Annotated in this window: 14 protein-coding genes; 10 read left to right on the top strand and 4 right to left on the bottom strand. The window is 71.8% G+C overall.

From position 1 onward, the window contains the following. Positions 1-720, top strand: coding sequence for a dethiobiotin synthase (gene bioD / locus J7I97_RS16035; RefSeq protein WP_214935403.1), 720 nt, complete (start codon positions 1-3; stop codon positions 718-720). Positions 721-1,190: 470 nt separating this feature from the next. Further along, entirely contained in the window at positions 1,191-1,868 is a 678-nt protein-coding gene (locus tag J7I97_RS16030) for a class I SAM-dependent methyltransferase (protein WP_214935401.1), read from the top strand. 12 nt (positions 1,869-1,880) lie between these two features. Here the strand turns inward: J7I97_RS16030 and J7I97_RS16025 are convergent, their stop codons facing one another. Continuing rightward, complete coding sequence (locus J7I97_RS16025; protein ID WP_214935399.1) at positions 1,881-2,303, bottom strand: GNAT family N-acetyltransferase; 423 nt, start codon at positions 2,301-2,303, stop codon at positions 1,881-1,883. 191 nt (positions 2,304-2,494) lie between these two features. Here J7I97_RS16025 and J7I97_RS16020 point away from each other — a divergent pair, with 191 nt between their 5' ends. The 5 genes from J7I97_RS16020 to mug all read left to right on the top strand — a co-directional run bounded on the left by J7I97_RS16020 (position 2,495) and on the right by mug (position 7,769). Beyond that, a complete protein-coding gene (locus tag J7I97_RS16020; protein WP_214935397.1) occupies positions 2,495-3,832 on the top strand; it encodes a hemolysin family protein in 1,338 nt (445 codons plus the stop codon). Next, entirely contained in the window at positions 3,829-4,854 is a 1,026-nt protein-coding gene (locus J7I97_RS16015) for a hemolysin family protein (RefSeq protein ID WP_214935395.1), read from the top strand. The genes J7I97_RS16020 and J7I97_RS16015 overlap by 4 nt, the downstream gene beginning before the upstream one ends. A gap of 70 nt (positions 4,855-4,924) precedes the next feature. Continuing rightward, on the top strand, positions 4,925-5,716 hold the full coding sequence (locus J7I97_RS16010) for an SGNH/GDSL hydrolase family protein (RefSeq protein WP_214935393.1): 792 nt from the start codon (positions 4,925-4,927) through the stop codon (positions 5,714-5,716). Positions 5,717-5,787: 71 nt separating this feature from the next. After that, a complete protein-coding gene (gene purB, locus J7I97_RS16005) occupies positions 5,788-7,221 on the top strand; it encodes an adenylosuccinate lyase (protein ID WP_214935392.1) in 1,434 nt (477 codons plus the stop codon). Next, positions 7,218-7,769, top strand: coding sequence for a G/U mismatch-specific DNA glycosylase (gene mug / locus J7I97_RS16000; RefSeq protein ID WP_214935502.1), 552 nt, complete (start codon positions 7,218-7,220; stop codon positions 7,767-7,769). The genes purB and mug overlap by 4 nt, the downstream gene beginning before the upstream one ends. On the opposite strand, the gene J7I97_RS15995 is transcribed toward mug, so the two are convergent. The 3 genes from J7I97_RS15995 to J7I97_RS15985 are packed head-to-tail and all read right to left on the bottom strand — an operon-like array spanning position 7,766 to position 9,930. After that, on the bottom strand, positions 7,766-8,200 hold the full coding sequence (locus tag J7I97_RS15995; RefSeq protein WP_214935390.1) for a hypothetical protein: 435 nt from the start codon (positions 8,198-8,200) through the stop codon (positions 7,766-7,768). The genes mug and J7I97_RS15995 overlap by 4 nt on opposite strands. A gap of 40 nt (positions 8,201-8,240) precedes the next feature. Beyond that, complete coding sequence (locus J7I97_RS15990; RefSeq protein WP_214935388.1) at positions 8,241-8,990, bottom strand: ABC transporter permease; 750 nt, start codon at positions 8,988-8,990, stop codon at positions 8,241-8,243. Between the two features lie 28 nt (positions 8,991-9,018). Next, entirely contained in the window at positions 9,019-9,930 is a 912-nt protein-coding gene (locus J7I97_RS15985) for an ABC transporter ATP-binding protein (protein WP_214935386.1), read from the bottom strand. Between the two features lie 108 nt (positions 9,931-10,038). On the opposite strand from J7I97_RS15985, the gene J7I97_RS15980 reads away from it, so the two are divergent. The 3 genes from J7I97_RS15980 (at position 10,039) to J7I97_RS15970 (ending at position 13,128) form a co-directional block, all read left to right on the top strand. Next, positions 10,039-11,214 (top strand): sensor histidine kinase, encoded by a 1,176-nt coding sequence (locus tag J7I97_RS15980; protein ID WP_214935384.1) that lies wholly within the window; start codon positions 10,039-10,041, stop codon positions 11,212-11,214. Positions 11,215-11,218: 4 nt separating this feature from the next. After that, a complete protein-coding gene (locus tag J7I97_RS15975) occupies positions 11,219-11,869 on the top strand; it encodes a response regulator transcription factor (protein WP_214935382.1) in 651 nt (216 codons plus the stop codon). Between the two features lie 101 nt (positions 11,870-11,970). Continuing rightward, positions 11,971-13,128 carry an ROK family transcriptional regulator gene (locus tag J7I97_RS15970; RefSeq protein WP_214935380.1) on the top strand — a complete coding sequence of 386 codons (1,158 nt, stop codon included), beginning with the start codon at positions 11,971-11,973 and terminating at the stop codon, positions 13,126-13,128. Positions 13,129-13,432: the final 304 nt, after the last annotated feature.

Raw genomic sequence — 13,432 nt, 5'->3', positions numbered from 1 at the left:
ATGACGGTGATCGTCGTGTCGGGCACCGGCACGGAAATCGGCAAGACGGTGGTCACCTCGGCGATCGCGGCCTCCGCGGTGGCCGCTGGCCGCTCGGTGGCGGTCCTCAAGCCCGCCCAGACGGGCGTCGGCCCCACCGAACCGGGCGACACCGCCGAAGTGATACGCCTGGCGGGGGCGGGGGTGACGGGCGTGGAACTGGCCCGCTACCCGGAGCCGTTGGCCCCGGACAGGGCAGCCAGCCGCTCGGGCCTGCCCACGCTGTCGCCCGGCGACATCGCGGAGGCGGCGGAGCGACTCGCCCTGGACCATGACCTGGTCCTGGTCGAAGGCGCGGGCGGCCTCCTGGTCCGCTTCGACGAGGCGGGCCACACCCTGGCCGACGCCGCCCGGCTCCTCTCGGCCCCGGTCCTGATCGTCACCCCGGCGGCGCTCGGCACCCTCAACTCCACAGCGCTCACGGCGGAAGCCCTGCGCGCCCGGCAGTTGGAGGCACTGGGCGTGGTGATCGGCAGCTGGCCCGCCTCCCCGGACCTGGCCTCCCGCTGCAACCTGGCCGACCTCCCGAAGGTCGCGGCCACCCCCCTCCTGGGCGCCGTCCCGCAGGGCGCGGGCACCCTGTCCCCCACCACCTTCCGCACATCGGCCCCCACCTGGCTGGCCCCACCCCTCCACGGCACCTGGTCCCAGCCCACCTTCCTGTCCACCTGGCCGTCTTAACCACCCCCCGCCGTCCACGACCGCCAACGCTCCGAACCCTGCCGGACCAGGCGGCGGCGCCGAACCCTTCCCGGGCCAGGGCCGGACTGACTCTCCCGGTGCCGGGGCGGCGCCGAACCCCTTCCCGGCCAGGGCCGCGCGGGACACTCCCGGTGCCGGGGGCGGGGTGGGGTGTTGTCCGGGACGTAAAACGTGATTTGTGGCGCGCAGTCCCGCCCCGCATGTCCACCCGGCCAGGGCGCCAAAAATCATGCAGTCCCGGACAACACCCCACCCCGCCCCCGTCACCAGCCCCCACACCGCTCCCGGCAAACCCCGGCCAAGGCCCGGCCAGGCCCCGGCCAGGCAAGGCACGGCCCCGGAGGGATGACCCGCCCAATACCGGGCAACCTGGTGGTACGCGCCCCTCCACACAGCGGCCAGCGCAGAGGCGGCCAGCGCACCGGCGTTCCCACCCCCGGAGGCCCGTCATGCAACCGCGCAACAACCCGCCCCCGCCCCATGACGCCGTCCACCACCCCCTCTTCGCCCGCTTCTACGCCCGCATAAGCGTCCAGGCCGACACCCGCGGCGGAATCGCCCCCCTCCGCCGCGAACTCCTGCACGGCCTCTCCGGCCGCGTCATCGAGATCGGCGCCGGCAACGGCCTCAACTTCGCCCACTACCCCCGCGCCGTGTCCGAAGTGGTCGCCGTCGAACCCGAACGCACCCTCCGCCGCCTCGCGGTCGAGGCCGCCCTCCGCTCCGAGGTTCCCGTGGACGTCGTACCCGGCGCCGCCGAGGCCCTCCCCGTCAAGAGCGAGGCCTTCGACGGCGCCGTCGCCTCCCTCGTGCTGTGCACCGTACGAGACCTGGCCCGCTCCCTCGCGGAGCTCCACCGCGTGCTCCGCCCCGACGCCGAGCTGCGCTTCTTCGAGCACGGCCTGGCCCCCGACCGCCCCGGCATGGCCACCCTCCAGCGCACGCTGGACCGGACCATCTGGCCCCACCTCTTCGGCGGGTGCCACACCGCCCGCGACCCCCTCGCCGCCATCGAGGCCGCCGGCTTCCGGATCGTCTCGCGGCGCAGCTTCCGGCTGCCCGACCGCGGCCCGGCCCTGCCCACCTCGTACTGCGTCATCGGCACGGCCCGCCGGTCCCCCGAGTAACACCTACCTCGTCTACCTCATCGGCTTGACCCAGCGCGTCCAGTGCTCCTCGGGGTGGTAGCCGCCCGCCTCCCACGCCCGGTGGGCCTGCTCGTTGCGGTCGAGCACCATCGCGTCCACGCGCCGCCCGCCCAGCGCCGCGAAGCGCTCCTCGGCGGCGGCCAGCAGTGCCGAGCCGATTCCCCGGCGGCGGTGCTCCGGGTGCACGGCGAGCCGGTACATGTGGCAGCGCCAGCCGTCGAACCCGGCGATCACGGTGCCGACCAGTTCGCCGTCGCGCCATGCGAGCAGCAGCGCGTGCGGGTCGCGGTCGTGGAGCCGCTCGACGCCGGCCAGGTCGTCGCTGATACTCGTTCCCTCGGCGGCCGTTTTCCAGAAGTCCAGCACGGCGGTGAGATCGGCCGTGGACGCGGGCCCGACGCGGAGATCGCTCATATGAGGATCCCATCATCCGGGTGCGCTCCGCCAAAAGAATGATCCATCGCCTTTGCCTGTCCTTTACCATGTAGGCAACAGTTCCTCTTGAGTGAAAGGTGTGAGCGTCCGCCCATGGGCGAGCCTCCAAGTACCCGACATCGCGCGGCACCCCTCCTCCTGGCTGATCATGGGACGGAGGTGAACGACCGATGACCGAAGTGCTCCTGCTCGTCGTGGCGCTGCTGCTCTGCCTTGCCTGCGGAGTCTTCGTCGCGGCCGAGTTCTCGCTGACCACCATCGAGCGCAGCGAGCTCGAACGAGCCGTCGAGCGCGGCGAGCGCGGCGCCGACAGCGCCCTGGCAGCGGTCCGCAGCCTGACGTTCCAGCTCTCCGGCGCCCAGCTCGGCATCACCGTGACCGGCCTGGTCATCGGCATGATCTCCAAGCCCTCGATCGCCGCCCTGCTGGAGGGCCCGTTCAAGGCCATGGGACTGTCGGAGAGCACCGCCTCCTCCACCGCCCTCATCCTCAGCACCGTGCTGTCGACCGTGGTACTGATGGTCGTCGGCGAGCTGGTGCCCAAGAACTGGGCGATCTCATCGCCGCTGGCCATCGCCAAACGGGTGGCCACCGCGCAACGGGTCTTCAGCCGGGTCTTCAAGCCGCTCATCGGCCATCTGAACAGCACCGCGAACCACACGGTGCGCCGGTTCGGCCTCGAACCGGCCGAGGAACTGGCCTCCGCGCGCACCCCCCAGGAGCTGGTGGCACTGGCGCGGCACTCGGCCAGGGCGGGCGCGCTGGAGAAGGACACCGCCGAGCTTTTCGTGCGGACCCTGAACCTGGCCGACCTGACCGCGGAGAACGTGATGACCCCGCGCGTCCAGGTGACCGCCCTCGACGTGCAGACCACCGCCGAGGACGTGGCGAACGCGACCCTGGCCACCGGCCTCTCGCGCTTCCCCGTCTACCGGGGCAGCCTCGACTCGGTGGTGGGCACCGTCCACATCAAGGACGTCCTGGCGCTTCCGGCCGAGGAGCGGCACCGCCACCCGGTCTCCCAGCTGCTGCGCGAGCCTCTCCTCGTACCGGAGTCGCTGACGGTGGACCGGCTGCTGGACTGGCTGTCCGGCAAGCAGACGATGGCCGTGGTGATCGACGAGTACGGCGGCACGGCCGGTGTGGCCACGCTGGAGGACATCGTCGAGGAGGTCGTCGGCGAGGTCCGCGACGAGCACGACCCGCACGAGACCCCGGACCTGGCCCCGGCCGGTACGGACGCCTCCGGGCGCCTCCTGTACTCCGCGGACGGCGCCGCGCGCACAGACCAGCTGCGGCGGATAGGGCTGCGGGTGCCGGACGGCCCGTACGAGACGCTCGCCGGACTGATAGCGACCGAGCTGGGCCGGATCCCGGCCGTCGGCGACAGCCTGGAGCTGGACGGCTGGCGCCTCGACGTGGTGGACGCGAGCGGGCGGCGGGCCGCGCGGGTGCTGCTGCACGCGCCGGTGGAGCCGGCTGACGAGGGTGGGAGGGGGACCCGATGACCGCGATCCAGCTGCTGATCGGCCTGGCGACCCTGGTCGTCAACGCCTTCTTCGTCGGCGCGGAGTTCGCTCTGATCTCGGTCCGGCGCAGCCAGATCGAGCCGTACGCCGAACAGGGCGACCGGCGGGCCCGCGCCGTGGTGTGGGGCCTGGAGCACGTGTCGGCGCTGATGGCGGCGGCCCAGCTGGGCATCACGCTGTGCACCCTGGTGCTGGGTGTGGTGGCCGAGCCGGCCATCGCGCACCTGCTGACCCCGGTGTTCGACTTCTTCGGGGTACCGGGCGGCGTGTCGCACGCGATCTCCTTCGTGGTGGCGCTGTCGCTGGCGACGTACCTGCACATGCTCTTCGGCGAGATGGTGCCGAAGAACGTGGCGCTGGCCGAGCCGGTGCGCACCGCGCTGCTGCTGGGGCCGCCGCTGGTGACGCTGACCCGGGCGCTGAGGCCGGTGATCTTCGCGATCAACGCCTTCGCCAACGCCCTGCTGCGGCTGCTGCGGGTGGATGTGAAGGGCGAGGTCTTGGCGACCTTCTCGGACGACGAGCTGGCCCTGATCGTCAAGGACTCCAGTGCCGCCGGGCTCATCGACGAGCGGGCCAGCGAGCGGCTGCACGACGCCCTTGAGCTGGGGCGCCGGCCGGTCACCGATGTGGTGCTGCCGGCGCACCGGGTGGTCTCGGCCGGGGAGGGCATCACGCCGGCCGGGCTGGAGCGGCTGTCCGCGAAGTCGGGGTACTCGCGCTTCCCCGTGGTCGACGCGGACCACAGGATCCTCGGCTACCTGCACGTCAAGGACACCCTGGACGCGGTCTCGACGGAACGCGACCAGCCGTTCCCGGTGTCCGCGCTGCGGCCAATCGCGCAGGTGCGCGCCGAGACCCCGCTGGACGACGTGCTGACCGCCATGCGGCGCAGCCGTACGCATCTGGCGGCGGTACTCGGGCCCGACGGCGCCATGACGGGCCTGGTGACCATGGAGGACGTGCTGCGCGAGCTGTTCGGCAGGCCGGCCTCCGCCTGACGGTGACGACGTCGCGTACCCCTGCCCCGCCTACGGGACAGGGGTACTGCGCGGTAGCATCGCTCCCGCCATGGAGATGAATGCGTCTTACACCAGTTTTGTCGCTGTCGGCGACTCCTTCACCGAGGGCATGTCCGACGCGCTCCCGGACGGCTCCTACCGGGGCTGGGCCGATCTGCTCGCCGCCCGGCTCGCCAACCGCGCGCCCGGCTTCCGCTACGCGAACCTCGCGGTCCGCGGCAAGCTGATCGGACAGATCACCGAGGAGCAGGCCCCCCTGGCAGCGGCGATGGGCGCCGACGTGGTGACCCTGGTGGGCGGGCTGAACGACGCGCTGCGCCCCAAGGTCGACATGGGCCGGGTGCGCGGGCAGCTGGAAGAAGCCGTGGCCCTCCTCGCCCCCTCCTGCAAGCACCTCGTCCTGATGCGCTCCCCCGGGCGCAACGGGCCGGTGATGGAGCGGTTCCGGCCCCGCATGGAAGAGCTCTTCGCCATCATCGAGGAGCTCGCGGAGCAGCACGGGGCGCTGGTGGTGGACCTGTACGGGGCCCCCGCGCTCGCCGATCAGCGCATGTGGGACGTCGACCGGCTGCACCTGACGGCCGAGGGCCACCGCAGGGTCGCCGAGGCCGTGTGGCAGACCCTGGGTCTGCCGCCCGAGGAGGACTGGCGCGCCGAACTGCCGGCCGCGGTGCCGCCGGGCTGGGCCGTGCGCCGTTCCCAGGACCTGAGCTTCGCCCGGCAACACCTCATCCCCTGGGTCGGCCGCCGCCTGACGGGCCGCTCCAGCGGTGACGGCCGCCCGGCCAAGCGCCCGGAGCTGCTGCCGTTCGAGACTCCGGCGGCCGACCCGCTCTCGTAGCAAGGCACAATCGGGGGCCGGGTCCCTACCTGCGTAAATACACAGCCGCGGCCCAAGTAGAATTCCTCCACGTGACAGCCAAGCCCCGCATCCCCAATGTCCTGGCCGGCCGCTACGCCTCCGCGGAGCTCGCCGTCCTGTGGTCCCCCGAGTACAAGGTGACGCTGGAGCGGCGGCTGTGGCTCGCCGTCCTGCGCGCCCAGAAGGACCTCGGTATCGAGGTTCCGGACGCCGCCCTCGCCGACTACGAGCGCGTCCTGGAGACGGTCGACCTCGCCTCCATCGCCGAGCGCGAGAAGGTCACCCGGCACGATGTGAAGGCCCGGATCGAGGAGTTCAACGCCCTCGCCGGCCACGAGCACGTCCACAAGGGAATGACCTCCCGCGACCTCACCGAGAACGTCGAGCAGCTCCAGATCCGGCTCTCGCTGGAACTGGCCCGGGACCGCACGGTCGCCGTCCTCACCCGCCTCGGCAAGCTGGCCGGCGAGCACGCCGAGCTGGTCATGGCCGGCCGCTCCCACAACGTCGCCGCGCAGGCGACCACTCTGGGCAAGCGTTTCGCCACCGCGGCCGACGAACTGCTGGTCGCCTACGACCGCCTTGAGGACCTGCTGGGCCGCTACCCGCTGCGCGGCATCAAGGGCCCGGTCGGCACCGCCCAGGACATGCTCGACCTGCTGGGCGGCGACGCCGCCAAGCTGGCCGACCTGGAACAGCGGATCGCCGCCCACCTCGGCTTCGCCCAGGCCTTCACCTCCGTCGGCCAGGTCTACCCGCGCTCGCTCGACTACGACGTGGTCACCGCCCTGGTGCAGCTGGCCGCCGCCCCGTCCTCGATCTCCAAGACGATCCGCCTGATGGCCGGCCACGAGCTGGTCACCGAGGGCTTCAAGCCCGGCCAGGTCGGCTCCTCAGCGATGCCGCACAAGATGAACACCCGCTCCTGCGAGCGCGTGAACGGCCTGATGGTCATCCTGCGCGGCTACGCCTCGATGACCGGCGAGCTGGCCGGCGACCAGTGGAACGAGGGCGACGTCTCCTGTTCCGTGGTCCGCCGGGTGGCCCTGCCCGACGCGTTCTTCGCCTTCGACGGCCTGCTGGAGACCTTCCTGACGGTCCTCGACGAGTTCGGCGCCTTCCCGGCCGTCGTGGCCCGCGAGCTGGACCGCTACCTGCCGTTCCTCGCGACCACCAAGGTCCTGATGGGCGCGGTGCGGGCGGGTGTCGGTCGCGAGGCCGCCCACGAGGTCATCAAGGAGCACGCGGTCGCCTCCGCGCTCGCCATGCGCGAGCAGGGCGCCGAGCGCAACGAGCTGCTGGACAAGCTGGCCGCCGACGAGCGGATGCCGCTGGACCGTGCCCAGCTCGACGCGCTGATGGCCGACAAGCTGTCCTTCACGGGCGCCGCGGGCGACCAGGTCGCGGCAGTGGTCTCCCGTATCGAGGCGATCGCCAAGCAGCACCCGGAGGCCGCCGGGTACACGCCGGGGTCGATCCTCTGACCCCCGACGAGCTCAACGCCGCCCGTGACCGCGTCCTCCCGGACGTGGTCGCGGGCGGTCTGCGTGTCCTCTTCTGCGGAATCAATCCAGGTCTCCTCTCCGCCGCGACGGGCCACCACTTCGCCCGCCCCGGCAACCGTTTCTGGCCTGTCCTGCACCTGTCGGGCTTCACCCCGCGCCGCCTGGCTCCCGCCGAGCAGGAGGAGCTGCTGGCCTACCGCCTCGGCATCACCAACGTCGTGGCCCGCGCCACGGCCCGGGCCGATGAGCTGAGCGCCGAGGAGTTCCGCGAGGGCGGCCGCATCCTGACGGCCAAGGTGGAACTGCTGCGCCCCCAGTGGCTGGCGGTGGTCGGGGTGACCGCGTACCGCACCGCCTTCGGCGAACGACTGGCCCAAATCGGCCCCCAGGACCGGACCATCGGCTCCACCCGGATCTGGGCCCTCCCCAACCCCAGCGGCCTCAACGCCCACTGGACCGCGGAGTCCATGGCCCAGGAGTACGCCCGCCTCCGCGCAGCCGCCGAACCCTCCCCGGGCACCTTCTAGGGCGGGTCGATCACGGTGACCGCCGCCATCAGCTGCGGGGAGTGGTCGGCTCCCCACCGGGCCGCGTAGACCGCGACCCAGCGGTCACCGGCCCGCCAGAGGTTGAGGTGGTCGCAGGTGTCGCCGATCTCCCGCCACGGCGAAGCCACCTCCCCGCTGCCCGCTCTCAGCCTCAGTCCGTCGAGGCTGAATGTGTCGGCCGCCCCCCAGCGCTCCTCCAGCCGCAGGGTCAGAGCCCCGAACTCGGCGGAGATCTGGTCCTCCTGCGCTATCCGGTCGGCTGCGTCCTCGTCCCCGTACCAGCGGCTCGCGCCCAACTCGGCGAGGTGGTAGCCAGGGCCGCTGATACCCGCTTCGGACCTGCCCCGGACCTCGGGGAATCCCTGTTCCCGGAGCCGGTCGATCGTGTCGAGATGCTCTGCCGTGGTCATACCGTCAGTATTCCGGGCCCCACTGACAACTGGTGCGGCGTCACGCGTCACGCCGTCGCACGGCCAGCCAGCCTCCGATCAGGGCTGCCACCACCCACACGGCCGCCACGCCGAGTCCGGTCCAGGGACCGAGGTCGCCCACAGGCTCCGCGCGCATCATGATCTGCCCGGCGCGGTCCGGCAGGAACTGGGCCACGCCCCCGGCAGTCGCGCCGATGACGAAGGACACCATCAGGACGAAGGGTATGAGCAGGCTCAGTACGGCCGTTGCGTTGCGCAGTACCGCCGTGAGCCCGGCCGCGAACAGAGCCATGAGCGCGAGGTACAGACCGCTACCGAAGATCGCGCGGACGGTGCCCGGGGCACCCAGATCGAGGCGGTAGGGCCCCATGAACGCCTGACCGGCCACGAAAGTGACCCATCCGGTGATCTGGCCCACCACGAAGGCGAGTCCGCCCACCATGGCGATCTTCGACAGGTAGAACCGGGTGCGGTTGGGCACCGCGGACAGCGAGGTGCGCAGGGCTCCGTTGTGGAACTCGGCGGACAGGGCGCTCGCGCCGAAGGCGAAGGCGGCCACCTGGCCGAAGTTGATGCCGTAGAAGGCCGCGAGGAGAGGGTCGTCCCCCATGGCGCCGGCCTCGGACTGGCCTATCGCCGCGGCCGTCAGCGCCTGGATCCCGGCGGTGGCGGCGAAGATGGCTATCAGCGCCCCGAGGGTGCCTCGAAGGGACCGCATCTTGATCCATTCTGAGTGCAGGACGGGGATGGTGGGCAGGGCGGCGCTCATGGCGAAGCCTCCTTGGAAGTGAAAGGGGTCAGTGGTTGGCGGTGAACTGGGCGTGGTCGGCCGTCAGATCGAGATAGGCCTGCTCCAGCGAGGCGCGCTCGTCGGCCAGTTCCAGCACGGGGATTCCCTCGCGAGCCGCCATGCTGCCGATCTCGCCGGCCTGAATGCCGTCGACGGTCCAGCGCCCGTCGTCGGCGGTCACCAGCTCGAAGCCGTCCCGGGCTAGGGCCGCCCGCAGGCGTATGGGGTCGGAGGTGCGCAGCCGGACCCGCGGGGTGCTGCGGGCATCGATAAACTCCTCCATCGAGGTGTTGGCGAGCAGCTTTCCCTGGCCGAGTACGACGAGGTGGTCGGCGAACGAGGCGGTCTCGGACATCAGGTGGCTGGAGACCAGGACGGTGCGTCCCTCCGCGGCGAGGGCGCGCAGCAGCTCACGTATCCAGATGATGCCCTCGGGATCGAGGCCGTTGGTCGGCTCGTCGAGCAGCAGGACACCTGGATCGCCCAGCAGCGCGGCCGCTATGCCGAGGCGCTGGCGCATCCCGAGCGAGAAGGACTTGATCCGGCGCTTGGCCGCCGACGCGATCCCCGCCTGCTCCAGGACCTCGTCCACCCGCCGCATCGGGATGCCGTTGCCGGCGGCAAGGAAGCGGAGATGGTCCCGGGCGGTGCGCCCGCCGTGGGCGGACTGAGCGTCCAGGAGTGCGCCAACCCGGCGGAGCGGCTCGGTGAAGTCGGTGAACCGATGCCCGCCGATGGTCGCCGTCCCGGAGGTGATCCGGTCGAGCCCAAGCAGCAGGCGCATCGTGGTGGACTTCCCGGCGCCGTTGGGGCCCAGGAAGCCGGTGACCCGCCCGGGCAGAACGTCGAAGGTGAGGTGGTCCACGGCCCGGGTGCGGCCGTATTCCTTGGTCAGTTCTCGGATCTCGATGCTGTTCATGGCTCAAGATTCGCCGCCCGCCCCATCCCTCCTCCTCCCCCACGCGAGGGTCCTGTCTCCCCCACGTGGGGGAGACGCCGCTGAGCTGCCCCCTGTCACGATGTGTGCATGTACCGACTGCTCCGTGCCCCACTTCGGCCAGTGACCTACTCACGATGGCTGCACCTGTGCGTGCCCACCCTGATGCTGGCCGTCTGGATGTTCATAGAGCCCCGGACTCCGTGGGTGCCGTTGCTCATCGTCATACCGCTGGGACTGGTTCCCTGGGTGCGGTTGGCCGAGGGGCTGCAGGCACGGTTCCTGCTCACCCCGAACGACCAGGACGCCGCCGACAGCAGCATCAGCACCGCCGCGTCGGCGCGGTGGAGCGACCGGTGGCGGACCCTGCTGTGGCTGGAGATACGGCTTGTCGTCTCCATCGCCGCGATGATGCCCACGGTGTTGCTCCCGGTCATGACCGTCGAACTGACGGCGCTCGCGCTCGGACAGCCGTTGAACGCGGATCCGCTGCTGCCCTTCGTTCCCCCGCGCTGGGCCGCCGCGCTGCTCGCGCCCGTGCCGTTGATCCTGCTCATCGTCATCGTGATCCTGCTCGGTGAGGTGATCACCGTTTTCGCCCGCCGGCTGTTGGGGCCGTCGGCCGCCGAGCGGCTCACCGCGCTGGAGGCGCGTACCGAGCAGCTGTTGGAACGGACCCGCATAGCGCGGGAGCTGCACGATTCGATCGGACACGCGCTGACCGTGGCAGTGGTGCAGGCGGGAGCCGCGCGGGCCGCCGGGGATCCGGAGTTCACCGACCGGGCTTTGAGCACGATCGAGGAGACCGGCCGGGCCGCGCTGGAGGATCTGGAACGGGTACTGCTGGTACTGCGGGAGTCGGCTCAGCCGCCGTCGCAGCGGCCGACGCTGGCCGAGGCGGACCGGCTGCTGGAGTCGGCCCGGGCCTCCGGCGCGGCCGTCGACGCACAACTGACGGGGCCGCTGGAGAAGTTGCCCGGGCCGGTCACCCGGGAGGGGTACCGGATCCTCCAGGAGGCGCTGACCAATGTGCTGCGGCACTGCGGATCCGTGCCCGTACGAGTACGGATCGAGATGACCGCGGACCGGCTGGACCTGGAGGTGGCCAACCCCCTGCCGGAGCGGCCCACCGTCATGTCGGGCAGCGGTAGCGGGCTGCGCGGGATGCGGGAGCGGGCCGCACTGCTCGGCGGGGAGGCCGAGACCGGACCGCACGAGGGCAGTTGGAGGGTGCGCGCCCGGCTTCCGCTGGACCGAATACGCTGACCGGATGCCGGTTACCGTACTGCTCGTCGATGACGAACCCCTGGTGCGCGCAGGTCTGCGTGCCGTCCTGGATGCCCAGCCCGACATCGAAGTGGTGGGTGAGGCCGCCGACGGGGCCTCCGTGGTCCCGCTCGTCCGGCAGTTGCGGCCGGACGTGGTGGCGATGGACGTGCGGATGCCCCTGCTCGACGGGATCGAGGCCACCCGGGCGGTCCTGAAGACGGTGGACTCGCCGCCGAAGATCCTCGTGGTGACCACGTTCGAGAACGACGAGTACGTCTACCAGGCGCTGCGGGCCGGGGCGGACGGGTTCCTGCTGAAGCGGGCCCGGCCCGCGGAGATCGTGCACGCGGTGCGGCTGGTGGCGGAGGGGGAAACCCTTCTGTTCCCCGCGGCGGTGCGGGCCCTGGCCGCGGAGTACGGCAACCGGAAGGCGCGGGCGGCACTGGAACGGGCCGCGCTGACCGACCGTGAGGAGTCGGTGCTGCGGCTGATGGCGAAGGGGCTGACCAATGTGGAGATCGCCCGCGAGCTGATCGTCGGTACGGAGACGGTGAAGTCTCACGTGAGCGCGATCCTGGCGAAGCTGGGGGCGCGGGACCGGACCCAGGCCGTCATCACGGCGTACGAGTCCGGATTCGTCGCTCCCGCGTGAGGGGATCGGCTGATTCTGGCCGATGGGGGGCCGCTTCTCGCCGCCGCACCGACTGGGCAGTACGATCCGGCTGACATGCTCGCTAGCTGGGAGGACACACGTTGGGGCAGCTGACCGGCGGGGACCCCTCTCTGCTCCGGCGGATCAATTCCGCCGTGGTACTGCGTGCGCTGCGCGCGGCCGAATCGCCGACACTCACCGACCTGACCCGGGTGACCGGGCTCTCCCGACCCACCGTCGAGGGGGTCGTGGAGGGGCTGATCGCCACCGGGCTCGTCGTCGAGGCCGGCGTCGAGGAAGGCACACGGCGTCAAGGGCGGCCGGCCAGGAGGTTCCGGTTCCGGACCGAGGCGGGCCATCTGCTCGGCATCGAGATCGGCTCGCACCGGATCGCGGTGCTGCTGTCCGGGCTCAACGGGCGGGTGATCGGCGCCGGCACCAAAGAGGTCGCCGAGACGGCGTCCGCCGACGAGCGGCTGGAGAAGGTCCGGGCGGCGGTGGCTGATCTGCTGCGCCGGGCCGGAGTCCCGCGGGACTCCCTGCGGGCGGTCGGGGTCGGCAGCCCCGGGATCGTGGAGGCGGACGGCACCGTCCGCCTCGGTACGGCCCTGCCTGGCTGGACCGGGCTCCCGCTCGGGGAGCGGCTGCGGCGCTCGTTCCGCTGCCCGGTGCAGGTGGAGAACGACGCCAACGCGGCGGCGGTCGCCGAGCACTGGAAGGGCGCCGCGCAGGACACCGACGACATGGTGTTCGTGATGGCGGGGCTGAGCCCCGGGGCCGGCTCGCTGATCGGGGGGCGGCTGCACCGGGGGTTCGGCGGGGCGGCCGGCGAGATCGGAGCCCTGCATCTGCTGGGGCGGGAGGTCACGCCCGAGCGGCTGCTGTCGACGACCGGAGAACCGCTGCATCCGCTGGACGAACCGGCCGTCGCCGAGGTCTTCGCCAAGGCCAAGCGGGGCGACGCGCAGGCGGTGGCCGCGGTGGAGCGATTCATTCAGCGGCTGGTGCACGACGTGGCGGCGCTGGTCCTGGCCATGGATCCGGAGCTGGTGGTGGTCGGCGGCTGGGCGGCCGGGCTCGACGGCGTCCTGGACCCGTTGCGCCGGGAGCTGGAGCGGTACTGCCTGCGCCCGCCGCGGGTGGCGCTGTCCCTGCTGGGCGAGGCCGCGGTGGCCACGGGTGCGCTGCGGCTGGCGCTGGACCATGTGGAGGAAGAGCTCTTCGCGGTGGAAAAGACGGTCACGGCCCGCCGCCGCTGACCCTCCGGGGCCCCGGGCTCAGATTCGGCGCAGGCATCGCACCCCGGGGTAGCTGCCCGAGGTACCGCACCCCGAGAATGCGGAGCCAGCCCTCGCGCCCTGGGCTGCAGCCCCAGGTTTCACACCCGGGCGCGGGCCCCAGGATTCACTCCCCCGGGAGGCCCCACGTCTCACACCCGGGCACGGCCCCAGGTTTCACACCCGGTCACGGCCCCAGGTTTCACACGCGGGCACGGCCCCAGGTTTGGCAACCGGGGAGCAGCCCCAGGTCTCGCACCCCGGACTAGTGCTGCTCCGCGTTAGT

The organism is Streptomyces sp. ISL-87 (genome assembly GCF_018614095.1).
Classification (GTDB): domain Bacteria; phylum Actinomycetota; class Actinomycetes; order Streptomycetales; family Streptomycetaceae; genus Streptomyces.
This window is presented reverse-complemented; position numbering and strand designations above follow the sequence as displayed.

Coding starts and splice junctions, on each gene's coding strand:
- J7I97_RS15990 (WP_214935388.1), bottom strand. CDS start 8,990: ATGAGCGCCGCCCTGCCCACCATCCCCGTCCTGCACTCAGAATGGATC.
- J7I97_RS16015 (WP_214935395.1), top strand. CDS start 3,829: ATGACCGCGATCCAGCTGCTGATCGGCCTGGCGACCCTGGTCGTCAAC.
- J7I97_RS15975 (WP_214935382.1), top strand. CDS start 11,219: ATGCCGGTTACCGTACTGCTCGTCGATGACGAACCCCTGGTGCGCGCA.
- J7I97_RS16030 (WP_214935401.1), top strand. CDS start 1,191: ATGCAACCGCGCAACAACCCGCCCCCGCCCCATGACGCCGTCCACCAC.
- J7I97_RS15995 (WP_214935390.1), bottom strand. CDS start 8,200: ATGACCACGGCAGAGCATCTCGACACGATCGACCGGCTCCGGGAACAG.
- J7I97_RS16025 (WP_214935399.1), bottom strand. CDS start 2,303: ATGAGCGATCTCCGCGTCGGGCCCGCGTCCACGGCCGATCTCACCGCC.
- J7I97_RS16020 (WP_214935397.1), top strand. CDS start 2,495: ATGACCGAAGTGCTCCTGCTCGTCGTGGCGCTGCTGCTCTGCCTTGCC.
- J7I97_RS16010 (WP_214935393.1), top strand. CDS start 4,925: ATGGAGATGAATGCGTCTTACACCAGTTTTGTCGCTGTCGGCGACTCC.
- J7I97_RS15985 (WP_214935386.1), bottom strand. CDS start 9,930: ATGAACAGCATCGAGATCCGAGAACTGACCAAGGAATACGGCCGCACC.
- J7I97_RS15980 (WP_214935384.1), top strand. CDS start 10,039: ATGTACCGACTGCTCCGTGCCCCACTTCGGCCAGTGACCTACTCACGA.
- bioD (WP_214935403.1), top strand. CDS start 1: ATGACGGTGATCGTCGTGTCGGGCACCGGCACGGAAATCGGCAAGACG.